The sequence below is a fragment of the Paraburkholderia sp. J76 genome (assembly GCF_905220295.1).
GTDB lineage: Bacteria > Pseudomonadota > Gammaproteobacteria > Burkholderiales > Burkholderiaceae > Paraburkholderia.
Genome location: NZ_CAJMZJ010000008.1, coordinates 182979 through 197885, shown reverse-complemented (window position 1 = coordinate 197885; position 14907 = coordinate 182979). Strand labels below are relative to the sequence as shown.

Annotated in this window: 8 protein-coding genes and 1 riboswitch; of the genes, 6 read left to right on the top strand and 2 right to left on the bottom strand. The window is 66.6% G+C overall.

Going from position 1 to position 14907, the window contains the following annotated elements:
• Window positions 1-25: 25 nt before the first annotated feature.
• Window positions 26-142: riboswitch (glycine riboswitch) on the top strand.
• A gap of 100 nt (window positions 143-242) precedes the next feature.
• The 6 genes from gcvT to U5768_RS17410 all read left to right on the top strand — a co-directional run bounded on the left by gcvT (window position 243) and on the right by U5768_RS17410 (window position 9401).
• Window positions 243-1361: a glycine cleavage system aminomethyltransferase GcvT gene (gcvT, locus tag U5768_RS17435; protein WP_322031641.1), complete on the top strand. Its 1119-nt coding sequence runs from the start codon at window positions 243-245 to the stop codon at window positions 1359-1361.
• Between the two features lie 74 nt (window positions 1362-1435).
• Window positions 1436-1816: a glycine cleavage system protein GcvH gene (gcvH, locus tag U5768_RS17430; RefSeq protein ID WP_322031640.1), complete on the top strand. Its 381-nt coding sequence runs from the start codon at window positions 1436-1438 to the stop codon at window positions 1814-1816.
• An 81-nt stretch (window positions 1817-1897) separates the two neighbouring features.
• Window positions 1898-4882 carry an aminomethyl-transferring glycine dehydrogenase gene (gene gcvP, locus U5768_RS17425; RefSeq protein WP_322031639.1) on the top strand — a complete coding sequence of 995 codons (2985 nt, stop codon included), beginning with the start codon at window positions 1898-1900 and terminating at the stop codon, window positions 4880-4882.
• Window positions 4883-5000: 118 nt separating this feature from the next.
• Window positions 5001-6137, top strand: coding sequence for an alginate lyase family protein (locus U5768_RS17420; RefSeq protein ID WP_415913921.1), 1137 nt, complete (start codon window positions 5001-5003; stop codon window positions 6135-6137).
• A 97-nt stretch (window positions 6138-6234) separates the two neighbouring features.
• Entirely contained in the window at window positions 6235-7623 is a 1389-nt protein-coding gene (locus U5768_RS17415) for an L-serine ammonia-lyase (protein ID WP_322031638.1), read from the top strand.
• A gap of 74 nt (window positions 7624-7697) precedes the next feature.
• Window positions 7698-9401 (top strand): thiamine pyrophosphate-binding protein, encoded by a 1704-nt coding sequence (locus U5768_RS17410; protein ID WP_322031637.1) that lies wholly within the window; start codon window positions 7698-7700, stop codon window positions 9399-9401.
• A 123-nt stretch (window positions 9402-9524) separates the two neighbouring features.
• Here U5768_RS17410 and U5768_RS17405 read toward each other — a convergent pair whose 3' ends face one another.
• On the bottom strand, window positions 9525-10673 hold the full coding sequence (locus tag U5768_RS17405) for a branched-chain amino acid ABC transporter substrate-binding protein (protein ID WP_322031636.1): 1149 nt from the start codon (window positions 10671-10673) through the stop codon (window positions 9525-9527).
• Window positions 10674-10769: 96 nt separating this feature from the next.
• Window positions 10770-14729, bottom strand: coding sequence for a trifunctional transcriptional regulator/proline dehydrogenase/L-glutamate gamma-semialdehyde dehydrogenase (gene putA, locus U5768_RS17400; protein WP_322031635.1), 3960 nt, complete (start codon window positions 14727-14729; stop codon window positions 10770-10772).
• Window positions 14730-14907 lie beyond the last annotated feature (178 nt).

The window sequence follows — 14907 nt, the reverse complement described above, 5'->3', positions numbered from 1 at the left end:
CGAGGTAACGCGAAGCAGCAAACAAGTCCGCAACTCTGGAGAGCGGCAGTAGAACGCACCGCGTTCAAGCTGCCCACCGAAGGGGCGCGCGCCAACCGCAACAAGGCGCAATCTCTCAGGTACCGAGGACAGAGGGGCCATGCAAGAACCGACCACGGGCATCGTGCCTGCGGCGTTTCCTGCATGGCCTTTTTCGTTTTCGCGCGAACGCCGCGCGAAACCTCGCGACCGCCTGAGGCCCCATGACCGAACTCAAACGCACCCCGCTGAACGACACGCACCGCGCGCTGAACGCCCGCATGGTCGATTTTGGCGGCTGGGACATGCCCGTCAACTACGGCTCGCAGATCGACGAACACCGCGCCGTGCGCACCGACGCCGGCATGTTCGACGTCTCGCACATGTGTGTGGTCGACTTTTCGGGCGCGAAGGCGCGCGAGTTCTTTTCCCGCGCGCTCGCCAACAACGTCGCGAAGCTCACCACGCCGGGTAAGGCGCTTTACTCGTGCATGCTCAACCCCGAAGGCGGCGTGATCGACGACCTGATCGTCTACTTTTTCGCCGACGACCAGTTCCGCACCGTCGTGAACGCGGGCACGGCCGAAAAAGACATCGCCTGGTTCGAAAAGCTCAACGCCGAAGGCGGCTTTGGCCTCACCATCACGCCGCGCCGCGATCTCGCGATCGTCGCCGTTCAGGGCCCGAACGCGCGCGAAAAGGTCTGGCAGGTCGCGCCCTCGTCGCGCAGCGCCACCGAAGTGCTCAAGCCTTTCAACGCCGCGAAGATCGAAGCGTCGCCGTTCGGCGAGCTGATGATCGCGCGCACGGGCTACACCGGCGAAGACGGTTTCGAAATCGTGCTGCCCGCCGCCGCCGTGTGCGAATTCTGGGACGCCCTGCAGCGCCAGGGCGTGAAGCCCTGCGGCCTGGGCGCGCGCGACACGCTGCGCCTCGAAGCCGGCATGAACCTCTACGGCCAGGACATGGACGACGGCGTCTCGCCGCTCGACGCGGGCCTCGCCTGGACCGTCGACATGAAAGAGCCGCGCGACTTCGTCGGCCGCAAGGTGCTCGAGGCGAACGGCTCGCGTTCGGCGTTCGTCGGCCTGATCCTGCAGAAGGAAAACGGCAAGGCCGGCGGCGTGCTGCGCGCGCACCAGAAAGTGCTCACGCCGCATGGCGAGGGCGAGATCACGAGCGGCACGTTCTCGCCGAGCATGCAGGAATCCATCGCCTTCGCGCGCGTGCCTCAGGGCGTGCAGCCGGGCGATGTCGTGCAGGTGCAGATCCGTGACAAAGCCCTTCCCGCAAGCGTGGTAAAACTGCCGTTCGTGCGCAACGGCAAGGTGCTCGCCGCCTGATCCGCGACGATCCTGCCGCCGCGCGCGCCCTCCCCCTTTAAGCCACAAAAACCGAACCACGCACTGGAGCAACCATGAGCATCCCGGCCGATCTGAAATACACCGAATCGCACGAGTGGATCCGCACCGAAGCCGACGGCACGCTGACCATCGGCATCACCGACCACGCGCAGGAAGCGCTCGGCGACATCGTCTTCCTCGAACTGCCGGAAGCCGGCCGCGCGGTCACGGCCGGCGACGCTGTCGCCGTGATCGAGTCGGTCAAGGCCGCCTCGGACATCTACGCGCCGGTCTCGGGCGAGATCGTCGATGCGAACACGTCGCTCGTCGATACGCCCGACCAGGTGAACGGCGCGCCGTACGAGTCGTGGCTCTTCAAGATCAAGCCCGCCGCCGACGCCAAGCTCGACTCGCTGATCGACGCTGCCGCCTACGAAAAGGCCATCGGCGCGTAAATCGCAACCTTGCCTCAACCGCACGGCGCGGCGGCGTGCTCACAACGCCGCCCGCGCCAGCAGTCAAAACCCGGAATCCCCATGAAGCTCGAACACCCGGATCGTCTGATGAACTCCCCGCTCTCGCTTGCCGCGCTCGAAGCGCACGACGCTTTCGCCGCCCGCCACATCGGCCCCGACACGGCCGACCAGCAGGCGATGCTCGACGCGCTCGGCTTCGCCTCGCGCGCCGCGCTGATCGATGCGGTGATTCCGGCGAAGATCCGCCGCAACGAGACGCTGCCGCTCGGGCCGTTCTCGCAGCCGCGCTCGGAAGCCGAGGCGCTCCCCGCCCTGCGCGCGCTCGCGGACAAGAACCAGGTGTTCCGCTCGTACATCGGGCAGGGCTACTACGACACGCACACGCCGGCCGTCATCCTGCGCAACGTGCTCGAAAACCCGGCGTGGTACACCGCGTACACGCCGTACCAGCCGGAAATCTCGCAGGGCCGCCTCGAAGCCCTGCTGAACTTCCAGCAGATGATCACCGACCTGACGGGCCTCGCGATCTCGAACGCGTCGCTGCTCGACGAAGCCACCGCCGCCGCCGAAGCCATGACGCTCGTGCAGCGCGTGGGCAAGTCGAAGTCGAACGTGTTCTTCGTCGCCGACGACGTGCTCGCGCAGACCATCGAAGTCGTGAAGACGCGCGCCAGGCCGATCGGCATCGAGGTGAAGGTGGGCCCCGCTGAAGAAGCCGCCGAAGTGGCCAAAACCACAGGCGCCTTCGGCGTGCTGCTGCAATATCCGGGCGTGAACGGCGACGTGCGCGACTTCCGCGCGCTCGCCCAGGCCGTGCACGCCGCCGGCGGCGCGGTGATCGCCGCCGCCGACCTGCTCGCGCTCACCGTGCTCACGCCCCCGGGCGAATGGGGCGCGGACGTGGCCGTGGGCAACTCGCAGCGCTTCGGCGTGCCGATGGGCTTCGGCGGCCCGCACGCCGCCTACCTCGCGGTGAAGGACGAATTCAAGCGCCAGATGCCGGGCCGTCTCGTCGGCGTGACTGTGGACGCACAGGGCAACCCGGCGCTGCGCCTCGCACTGCAAACGCGCGAACAGCACATCCGCCGCGAAAAGGCCACGTCGAACGTCTGCACGGCGCAGGCGCTGCTCGCGATCATGGCGAGCATGTACGCGGTCTACCACGGCCCGCAAGGCCTGAAGCGCATCGCGCAGCGCGTGAACCGCGTCGCCGCGATCCTCGCCGCGGGCGCGAAACAACTGGGCTACACGCTCGTCAACGAAGCGTTCTTCGACACGCTCACGTTCGAAGCGGGCCCGCGCACCCAGGCGCTGCACGACGCGGCGCTCGCACGCGGCATGAACCTGCGCCACGTGAGCGAGACGCGCGTGGGCGTGTCCGTCGATGAAACCACCTCGCGCGCCGATCTGACCGACCTGCTCGCCGTGTTCGCGCAAGCCGCGTTTGCGGGCGAAGCGCCTTCGGTCGACAAGCTCGACGCCGAACTCACGCAAAGCGCCGCTTCGACATTCCCGGCCGCGCTCGCGCGCGAAAGCGCGTACCTCACGCACCCGGTGTTCAACCGTCACCATTCGGAAACGGAAATGCTGCGCTACCTGCGCGGCCTCTCCGACAAGGACCTCGCGCTCGACCGCTCGATGATCCCGCTCGGCTCGTGCACGATGAAGCTCAACGCGACCTCGGAAATGCTGCCGGTCACGTGGCCCGAGTTCGGCCGCATCCACCCGTTCGCGCCCGCCGAGCAAACCGTCGGCTATCGCGAGATGGTCGATCAGCTCGAACAGATGCTCGTGGCCGCCACCGGCTACGCCGCCGTCTCGCTGCAGCCGAACGCGGGCTCGCAGGGCGAGTACGCGGGCCTGCTCATCATCCAGGCGTACCACGCCTCGCGCGGCGAAGCGCATCGCAACGTCTGCCTGATCCCCGCTTCGGCGCACGGCACGAACCCCGCATCGGCGCAGATGGCGGGCATGCAGGTGGTCGTGGTCGCCTGCGACGCGCAAGGCAACATCGATCTCGCCGACCTCAAGGCCAAGGCCGAACAGCACGCGGCCAGGCTCGCGGCGATCATGATCACGTATCCGTCCACGCACGGCGTGTTCGAGGAGAACGTGCGCGAAGTCTGCGAAATCGTGCACTCGGCGGGCGGCCAGGTGTACGTGGACGGCGCGAACATGAACGCGATGGTCGGTCTCGCGGCGCCCGGCCAGTTCGGCGGCGACGTCTCGCACCTGAACCTGCACAAGACCTTCTGCATTCCGCACGGCGGCGGCGGCCCGGGCGTCGGTCCGGTCGCGGTGGGCGCGCACCTCGCGCAGTTCCTGCCGAACCAGCTTTCGTCGGGCTACAAGCGCTCGACCGACAAGGGTCACGGCATCGGCGCGGTGAGCGCGGCGCCTTACGGCTCGGCTTCGATCCTGCCGATCTCGTGGATGTACATCGCCATGATGGGCGCGGCCAACCTCACTGCCGCGACCGAAAACGCGATCCTCAACGCCAACTACGTGGCGAACAAGCTCGCGCCGCACTTCCCGGTGCTCTACAGCGGCCCGGGCGGCCTGGTCGCGCACGAGTGCATTCTCGACCTGCGCCCGATCAAGGACGCGAGCGGCATCACCGTGGACGACGTGGCCAAGCGCCTGATGGACTACGGCTTCCACGCCCCGACCATGAGCTTCCCGGTGCCGGGCACGCTGATGGTCGAGCCGACCGAGTCGGAGTCGAAGGAAGAGCTGGACCGCTTCATCGACGCGATGGTTGCAATCCGTGAGGAAATCCGCGCCGTGGAGGAAGGCCGCGCGGACAAGGAGGACAACCCGCTGCGCCATGCGCCGCACACGGCCGCCGTGGTGGTCGCCGACGACTGGAAGCACGCCTACTCGCGCGAACAGGCCGCGTACCCGGTCGCGTCGCTCGTCGCGCGCAAGTACTGGCCGCCGGTTGGCCGCGCCGACAACGCGTATGGCGACCGCAACCTGTTCTGCTCGTGCGTGCCGCTTAGTGAATATGCGGGCGAAAATGCCGCCGAAACGGCAGGCGAATAAGCCTCGTCCGAGCCGCTGCGTCATCCCCGGAGAGCGCAGCGGCAGCCATCCCTCTCACATTTGCCGCCGCAAACCGCTAACATCACACACCTGTCAGCCTTGAATCAGGGAGTCGCGCATGGCGCGGAAGGTGGAAACGGAACATCTGCGGGATCAAATGCGGAAACAACTGCGGGATCCACTGCGGGTCGCCGCGCTGGCGCTTGCCTGCGCCACCTTCACCGGCACCTTCGCGGGCGCGGCCCACGCGGCCATGAACTTCTGCGCGGCGCCCGCGCTGCAATCGAGCGAGCGCACCAACTCCGACCCGGGCGTGAAGGCGCTCGTGGCCGAGGTCGTGACGCACGTGAACGACACGCCGCGTCCGCTGCCGCGCCTCCACACCGAGGGCACGCTGCCGCACGAGGGCATTTACGACCAGAGCGTCGAGGCCGCGAAGGAACTCGACCTCATGCGCAACGCGGCGCTCGCATGGCGCGCGACGAGCGACGAGCGCTTCCTGAGGCTCGTGGACCGCTTTCTGCTCGCGTGGGTCACCACATACAAGCCGAGCTTCAATCCCATCGACGAAACGCGTTTCGAGGGGCTGATCCTCGCCTACGACATGACCGCGAGCGCGCTTCCCGTGAAAACGCGCAACGCGACGATGCAGTTCCTGAACAGCTTCGCGAACGGCTATATCGCGCAGATCGACGCGCAGCCGCGCCCGCTCAAGGGAACTTTCGCGAACAACTGGCAGAGCCATCGGGTCAAACTGATCGCGATGATCGCGTTCACGCTCGACAACCGCAAGATGATCGCGACGGCGCAGCGCCTGTTCGTGGAGCATCTCGGCGACAACGTCGCGCCCGACGGCTCGACGCTCGACTTCACCGAGCGCGACGCGCTGCACTACGTGACCTACGATTTGCAGCCGCTCGTGACCGCCGCGCTCGCCGCGCGCCGTCACAACCGCAACTGGCTGACCGAGCGCGCGGCCAACGGCGCGACACTCGCGGGCGCGCTCGACTGGCTCACGCCGTATGCGCTCGGCCAGAAAACGCACGAGGAATTCGTGCATTCGAACGTACCGTTCGACGCGAAGCGGCGCGAAGCGGGCCTGCCCGGCTACACCGGCCAGTGGGACCCGAAGAACGCCGCGGAGCTGTTTCATCTCGCGGCGCGACTCGACGGCCGCTTTGCGCCAGTCGCGCTGAAACTCGCGCCCACGCCGCCCGCGTGGCTCGCCGTCTGTCTGCCGTTGCCGGCGCGCTGAAAAGCGCGCGAGGGACGCAGCGGCGGCACGGAAACAGTGATGCCGCAATCGCGCCGCATCCCCACAAACCAACGTCAGACAAGCAGGAGCAGTACCCATGGCAGTGAGCGTTTTCGATCTCTTCAAAGTCGGCATCGGGCCCTCCAGCTCGCACACGGTCGGGCCGATGCGCGCGGCGCTCATGTTCGCCGAAGGACTCGAACGCGACGGCCTGCTCGCGAGCACCGCCGCCGTGAAGGTCGAGCTGTACGGCTCGCTCGGCGCAACCGGCAAGGGCCACGGCACCGACCGCGGCGTCATGCTCGGCCTCATGGGCGACGCGCCCGACACCGTCAATCCCGACACCATCGGCGAACGTCTCGAAGCCGTGCGCACTTCGCGCCAGCTGGCGCTGCTCGGCCGTCATCCGATCGCCTTCGTGCCGAAAGAGCACGTGGCGTTTTATCGCCAGGCGCTGCCCGAGCACCCGAACGGCATGAAGCTGCGCGCGCTGGACGCGAATGGCGAAACGCTGCGCGAGAGCACATACCTTTCCGTGGGCGGCGGTTTCGTCGTCACGGCGGGCGCGCCGAACACGAAGGTGCTCGCCGCCGCGCAGCAATTACCGCATCCCTTCCGCACGGGCGCGCAGATGCTCGCGCTGTGCGCCTCGACCGGCAAGAGCATCGCCCGGTTGATGCTGGAAAACGAGCGTGTCTGGCACAGCGACGAGCAGATTCGATCAGGTCTCCTGCACATCTGGCACGTGATGCAGTCGTGCGTCTCGCGCGGTTGCGGCATCAACAACCCCGACGCCGAAGGCACGCTGCCCGGCCCCTTCGCCGTGAAGCGCCGCGCGCCGCAACTCTATCGCGCGCTCACCAGCAACCCCGAGCGCGCGCTGCAAGACCCGCTTTCGATGATCGACTGGATCAACCTCTACGCGATCGCCGTGAACGAGGAAAACGCCGCGGGCGGGCGCGTCGTGACCGCGCCGACCAATGGCGCCGCGGGCATCATTCCCGCCGTGCTGCACTACTACGTGCGCTTCACGCCCGGCGCGAACGAACAGGGCGTGATCGATTTCCTGCTCACGGCGGCCGCCATCGGCATTCTCTACAAGCTCAACGCGTCGATTTCCGGTGCGGAAGTGGGCTGCCAGGGCGAAGTTGGCGTGGCCTGCTCGATGGCCGCGGGTGCGCTCGCAGCCGTGCTGGGCGGCACGCCGCTGCAGGTGGAAAACGCCGCCGAAATCGGCATGGAGCACAACCTCGGCCTCACCTGCGATCCCGTGGGCGGCATGGTGCAGATTCCCTGCATCGAGCGCAACGCCATGGCTTCGGTGAAGGCCGTGAACGCCGCGCGCATGGCGCTGCGCGGCGACGGCGCGCATTACGTCTCGCTCGACTCCGTCATCAAGACGATGCGCGAGACCGGCGCCGACATGAAGACGAAGTACAAGGAGACCTCGCGCGGCGGCCTCGCGGTGAATATCGTCGAGTGCTGATTCGTTGAAGCGCTGTCGCCTTGCCCGAAACATCAGGACGTCATCACGTAACGATTGAAGGAGACTTGACCGCCATGCAGCAGCCGAACGCTTCAACCACCACCGGAGCCCGCCTCGTCGTCGATGCGCTTGTCGCCAATGGCGTCGAGCGCGTGTTCTGCGTGCCGGGCGAGAGCTATCTCGCGGTGCTCGATTCGTTGTCCGATGAAACCGCGAAGATCGAAACCGTGGTGTGCCGCCACGAGGCGGCGGCGGCGAACATGGCGGAAGCGATCGGCAAGCTAACGGGCAAGCCGGGCGTCGCGCTCGTCACGCGCGGGCCGGGCGCCACGCACGCCTCGATTGGCGTGCACACGGCGTTTCAGGACTCCACGCCGATGATCCTGCTGATCGGCCAGGTTGCGCGCGATCAGATGGACCGCGAGGCGTTCCAGGAAATCGACTACCGGCGCATGTTCGGCCAGATGGCCAAGTGGGTCACACAGATCGACGACGCGCGCCGCGTGCCCGAATATCTGAGCCACGCGTTCCATGTCGCGATGTCTGGCCGGCCCGGCCCGGTCGTACTCGCGCTGCCGGAGGACATGCTGAGCGGCGCGATTCCCGCATCCGAAGCGCAGCCCATCGCGCCGCCCGCGCAACGCGTGCAGGCCTCGCCTTCCGCCGCGCAGATGGAGCGCGTGCGCGAACTGCTCGCAGGCGCGAAGAAGCCGTTCGTGATCGCGGGCGGACATGGCTGGAACACGCAGGCGTGCGCCGACTTCCAGCGCTTCGTCGAGAACTGGCAATTGCCGGTGGGTCTCGCCTTCCGCTTCCAGGACACGCTCAACAACGAGCACCCGAATTATGCGGGCGACGTGGGCCTCGGCGTGAATCCGGCGCTCGCCAAACGCATCCGCGAAGCCGACGTGCTGCTCGCGCTCGGTCCGCGTCTGGGCGAATCGACGACGGGCGGCTACACGCTCTTCGACATCCCCAAGACGAAGCAAACGCTCATTCACGTGCATCAGGGCGCGGAGGAACTCGGCCGCGTCTATGCCGCCGATCTGCCGATCGTTTCGGGCCTCGCGGAATTCGCGGCGCTGCTCGCGGAACTTCCCGCGCCTGCACTACCCGCGTGGGCGGGCAGCGCGGCACAAGCGCACGAAGCATGGCACGCATGGCGCAAGCCGCTGCCGATGCCCGGCGACGTGCAGCTCGGCGAAGTCATGCAGCAACTGCGCGCGCGCCTGCCCGACGACGCGATCGTCACGAACGGCGCGGGCAACTACGCGACCTGGCTGCATCGGCACTTCGCGTATCGCCACTTCCGCTCGCAACTCGCGCCCACGAGCGGCGCGATGGGCTACGGCGTGCCCGCCGCGATCGCTGCAAAGTCGCTCTATCCGCAGCGCACCGTGGTCGCGCTCGCGGGCGACGGCTGTTTCATGATGTCCTCGTCGGAACTCGCCACGGCGATGCAGTACGGGCTGAACGTGGTATTCATCGTCGTGAACAACTCGCACTACGGCACGATCCGTATGCACCAGGAGCGTCACTATCCGAACCGCGTGCATGGCACGCAGCTCACGAATCCGGATTTCGCGGCGTTTGCGCAGTCGTTCGGTGCGCACGGCGAAGTCGTCACGACGACCGCGCAGTTCGCGCCGGCGCTCGAACGCGCGCTCACTGCCGGCAAGCCTGCACTCATCGAAATTCGCGTGACGAAGGAAGCGAGCACGCCGGCCGCGACGCTCGAACAGATTCGCGAAGCGGGCAAGAAAATGCGCGCGCAGTGACCGAAGGATGACTGAACAGGAATCCTGAATAAGCTCACCTTTGCGTCGTGCGAGCGCACAAAGAAAAGCCCCGCAGATCTTTCGATCGTGCGGGGCTTTTGACTTCAGCCGAACGTCAGGCGCTTACTTGCCGCCCACGCTTTGCAGCGTCGTCCACTTGCCGTCGACAACCTTGTACAGCGTGATGCCGCCGTTCTTCAGGTCGCCGCGCTGGTCGTACGCGAGTTCCGACGTCGTGACAGCCGGCATGCTGGTCTTCGCGAGGAACGGCAGATACTTCGCCGGGTCCGTCGAGTTGGCCTTCTTCATGGCCGCGAACATGGCCATTGCGCCGTCGTAGGCGTACGGCGAGTACGTCTGCACGTCTTCGCCAAAGCGCTTCTTGTACTTCGCTACGTAGTCCTTGCCACCCGGCATCTGGTCGAGCGGCAGGCCGGCGAGCGACGCCACCGTGCCGTTCGCCGCGTCACCCGCGATCTGCAGGAAGGTCGGCGTGTGCACCATTTCGCCGCCCATCAGCGGCGCCTTGATGCCGAGCGACTTCATCTGCTTGACCATCGGAGCCGCTTGCGAATCCGCGCCGCCGAAGTAGACCAGGTCGGGGTTCATCGCCTTCGCCTTCGTCAGGACCGACTTGAAGTCGACGGCCTTGTCGTTGGTGTACTCGCGATCGATGATCGTGCCGCCCGCTGCCTTCGCAGCCTTCGAGAACTCGTCGGCGAGACCCTGGCCGTAAGCCGTGCGGTCGTCGATCACGACGATCTTCTTCATGCCGAGGTTCTTCACCGCGAACGCGCCGGCAACCGAGCCTTGCTGCGTGTCGGAGGTCATCATGCGGAACGTCGTCTTGAAGCCTTGCTGCGTGTACTCGGGCGCAGTCGCCATGGCGATCTGCGGGATGCCCGCGTTCGCGTAGATGCGCGAAGCCGGGATCGTCGTGCCCGAGTTGAAGTGACCGAGCATGCCCTTGATGCCGTCGTCCACGAGCTTCTGCGCGACCGTCGTGCCGGTGCGCGGGTCAGCCTGATCGTCGGCCGAATCGAGCACGAAGTGAACCGGCTTGCCGCCGATCACGGGCTTCGTTGCGTTTTCTTCTTCGACTGCGAGCGTGATGCCGTTCTGGAAGTCCTTGCCGTAGTGCGCCTGCGCACCCGTCATCGGACCGGCGAAACCGATCTTCACGTCTTCGGCTTGTTGTGCATGCGCAGTCCCCGCCAGCGACAGGGCGGCAACAAGCGTCGCGCCTGCCAGCTGCTTCATCGTGTGTTGCATTGCTTCTCCTTGGTACCAGGTATCGAACGAGCGGCTTCGGATTCGATGAGCCTTGCCGCTTCCTTGTCTTGAGACGACCGACAGTATGGCTTGTGCTTAACCGATCGTCATCAAATTTGCATTACCGCCTGCTGCTGCCGTATTCACGCTGACCGAACGTTCCGCGAGCAGTCGTTCGAGCGCGTAATCTTCATCGCCGTTGGCGAGCGCGTGCGCTGCCACGCCCTGCACCGTGACGATCGGGCCAGGACGCTTGGCGACTTCCTTCACGAGTGCGAGCAGCTCGTCGCTGTCGCCTTCGAAGAGAACCGCATCGAAGTCGGCGTCGGCCGTCTTCCTGCTTGCCGCGTGCGCCTTGAGCGCCGCCGGCAATGCGTTCACGAGCGCTTCGCCCGCCGCGCCCTGGAATAGCGCGCGGTTGCCCGTTGCCAGCGCAACGGCCAGTTGCGCGCGCGCACCCGTTGCGGTGGAGGGCACGCAAAGCACCGTGCCGCGCGCCGAAAGCGTGTACGTGTTGCGCTCGCCCGTCGGGCCCGGCAGAACCGCCGTGGCGCCCGCGAGCACGTATTCGAGGTAGCCCTCGCAACGTGCCGCGAGCGCGGGCTCGCGCTCGGCGATGAGCCAGTCGCGCAGCGTCGTGAGCGCCGAATGTGCGGACTGCGGCGCCGATTGCGGCGCGCCGTGGTTGCGCTCGGCGCTTTGCGGCGCATCCACGACGAGCACGTCGGAGAGCGACTTCGGCAAGCCAGCGGGACGCTTCGCGAGCAAGCGCGAGAGATACAGCGCGCCACCCGCCTTCGGACCCGTGCCCGAAAGACCTTCGCCGCCGAACGGCTGCACGCCCACCACCGCGCCGATCACGTTGCGGTTCACGTAGATGTTGCCCACGTGCGCGCGGCCGATGACGTGCGCGATGGTTTCGTCGATACGCGTGTGAATGCCGAGCGTGAGGCCGTAGCCCGTTGCGCGGATCTGTTCGAGCAGCTTGTCGAGCTGGCTGCGGCGATAGCGGATCACGTGCAGCACCGGCCCGAACACTTCGCGCTTCAGTTCGTCGAGGCTGTCCAGCTCGATGAGCGTGGGCGGGACAAACGTGCCCTGCGCGCAGGCGTCGGACGTCGGCATTTGCTGGACCTTACGGCCCTTTTCGCGCATGCCGGCCACGTGCGCGTCGATGCCGCGTTTCGCGTCGATGTCGATCACGGGGCCGACGTCGGTCGAAAGACGGTCGGGGTTGCCCACCGCGAGTTCCTTCATCGCGCCCGTGAGCATTTCGAGCGTGCGGTCCGCCACGTCGTCCTGGAGGCACAGCACGCGCAGCGCGGAACAGCGCTGGCCCGCCGAGTCGAATGCGCTTTGCAGCACGTCGGCAACGACCTGTTCCGCGAGCGCCGACGAATCGACGATCATCGCGTTCTGGCCGCCGGTTTCGGCGATCAGCGGAATCGGGCGCCCTTCGGAGTCGAGGCGCTCGGAAAGCGTCTTGTTGATGAGGCGCGCAACTTCCGTCGACCCCGTGAACATCACGGCGCGCGTGCGGTGATCGGCGACGAGCGCCGCGCCCACGGTTTCGCCGTTGCCCGGCAGCAGTTGCACCGCGCCCGCAGGCACGCCGGCTTCACGCAGAATGCGCACGGCTTGCGCGGCGATCAGCGGCGTTTGTTCAGCGGGCTTCGCGAGCACCGTGTTGCCGGCCGCGAGCGCGGCGGCCACCTGGCCCATGAAGATCGCGAGCGGGAAGTTCCACGGGCTGATACACACCACGGGTCCGAGCGGACGATGCGTGTCGTTCGAGAACTCTTCGCGGATCTGCGTGGAGTAGTAGCGCAGGAAGTCGATCGCTTCGCGGATTTCCGACACCGCGTTCGGCAGCGACTTGCCCGCTTCGCGCACGATCAGGCCCATCAGCGTGTGCATCTGCGCTTCGAGCAGATCGGCGGCGCGCGCGAGGCAATCGGCGCGCGCTTCGACGGGCGTAGCCTGCCAGATCGGCGCGGCGGCCACGGCGTGCGTGAGCGCGGCGCTCACGTGCTCGCTTGTGGCTTCCACAACGGTCCCGACGAGATCGCGATGATCGGCGGGGTTGCGCACGTCGCGCGCGGCGCCTTCTGCGATGTCGCTATCGGCGAGCATCGGCGCGGCTCGCCACGGATGATGCGCGCTCGCCAGCAGCGCCGACGAGAGCGACGCGAGACGATGCTCGTTCGACAGATCGAGGCCCATCGAGTTGAGACGCTCGTTGCCGTACAGTTCGCGCGGCAGCGGAATCTTCGCGTGCGGCGCGCCGAGCGGCACGACCTTCGTGGCGTCGTCGATAGGGTTCGTGACCAGTTCGGCGACCGGCACCGAGGCATCGGCGATGCGATTCACGAACGACGTGTTCGCGCCGTTTTCGAGCAGACGTCGCACGAGATACGCGAGCAGCGTTTCATGCGTGCCGACCGGCGCGTAGACGCGGCACGGACGGTTGAGTTTGCCCTGCGAAAGCGGGCCCGTGACCTCTTCGTACAGCGGCTCGCCCATGCCGTGCAGGCACTGGAATTCGTACTGGCCGGGATAGTAGTTCTGGCCCGCGAGGTGGTAGATCGCCGAGAGCGTGTACGCGTTGTGCGTGGCGAACTGCGGGTACACGGCATCCGGCGCGCCGAGCAGCTTCTTTGCGCACGCGAGGTACGAGACGTCCGTATAGATCTTGCGCGTGTAGACCGGATAGCCTTCGAGGCCGTCCACCTGCGCGCGCTTGATTTCGGTGTCCCAGTACGCGCCCTTTACGAGGCGCACCATGATGCGGTGGCGGCTGCGGCGCGCGAGATCGACGATGTAATCGATCACGAACGGGCAGCGCTTCTGGTAAGCCTGCACCACGAAGCCGATGCCGTTCCAGCCCGCGAGTTCCGGATCGAAGCACAGCGCTTCGAGCAGATCGAGCGAGAGTTCGAGGCGGTCGGCTTCTTCGGCGTCGATATTCAGGCCGATGTCATACCGGCGAGCGAGCACCGCGAGCGCGCGCACGCGCGGCAGCAGTTCGCCCATGGTGCGTTCCTGCTGCGCGCGCGAGTAGCGCGGGTGCAGCGCGGAAAGCTTGATCGAGATGCCTGGGCCTTCGTAGATGCCGCGGCCGCCCGCGGCCTTGCCGATGGCGTGAATGGCCTGCTCGTACGATGCGTAGTAGCGCTGGGCGTCGGCTTCCGTCGTCGCGGCTTCGCCGAGCATGTCGTACGAATAGCGGAAACCGCGCGCTTCGAACTTGCGGCTGTTGGCCAGCGCTTCGGAAATGTTCTCGCCCGTGACGAACTGCTCGCCCATCAGGCGCATGGCCATGTCCACGCCCTTGCGGATCAGCGGTTCGCCGCCCTTGCCGATCATGCGCGTGAGCGCCGACGAAAGGCCGGTTTCGCTGTTCGTCGTGACGAGCTTGCCGGTGATCATGAGGCCCCACGTCGCGGCGTTCACGAACAGCGACGGCGCGTGACCGACGTGGGACTTCCAGTCGCCCTTGCTGATCTTGTCGCGAATGAGCGCGTCGCGCGTGGCGCGGTCGGGAATGCGCAGCAGCGCTTCGGCGAGGCACATCAGCGCCACGCCTTCCTGGCTGGACAGCGAAAACTCGTGGATCAGGCCTTCCACGCCGCCGCCCGTGCCCTTCGCGCGCAGCGTTTCCACAAGCTTCGTGGCGAGCTTCGTCACTTCGCCGGTGAGGTTGGCCGGCAGGCGCGCTTCGCCGATCAGGAACGGCACGCACTCCGGCTCGGGGCGGCGGTATGCAGCCGTGATGGCCGCGCGCAGCACCGACTGCGGTTGCACGTTCTGCGCGAATTCGAGGAACGGGTGCGAGGCGGCTTCGTCGTCGGCGGCGGTGGCACCATCGGCGAGATCGGTCGCTCCGACATGGCCGTTGAGTTCGGGAGGCAATTGGCCGTGCTCGATTTTCTCGAGATAGGCAAAGATGGCTTGCTTGATGAGCCAGTGCGGCGTGCGCTCGAGCCGCGTGGCAGCGTCCTTGAGGCGGGAGCGCAGGAGATCGTCGACTTTGACGCCAAGTGTGGTGCTAGCCATGTTTCCTTCGTATGCCGGCACATTCCTGCCGACGGTGACCAAAAAGTTGGCGAATCGTAACCCTTCAAATAAAAAGGTGCAACCACTCTATCAATATGGTTGCACCACGCGGAAAACCTTGTGCAGCCGGGCTTTGCGGGCGAATGCCTGCCCACCGTCGCACACAGATTGCGCTCGG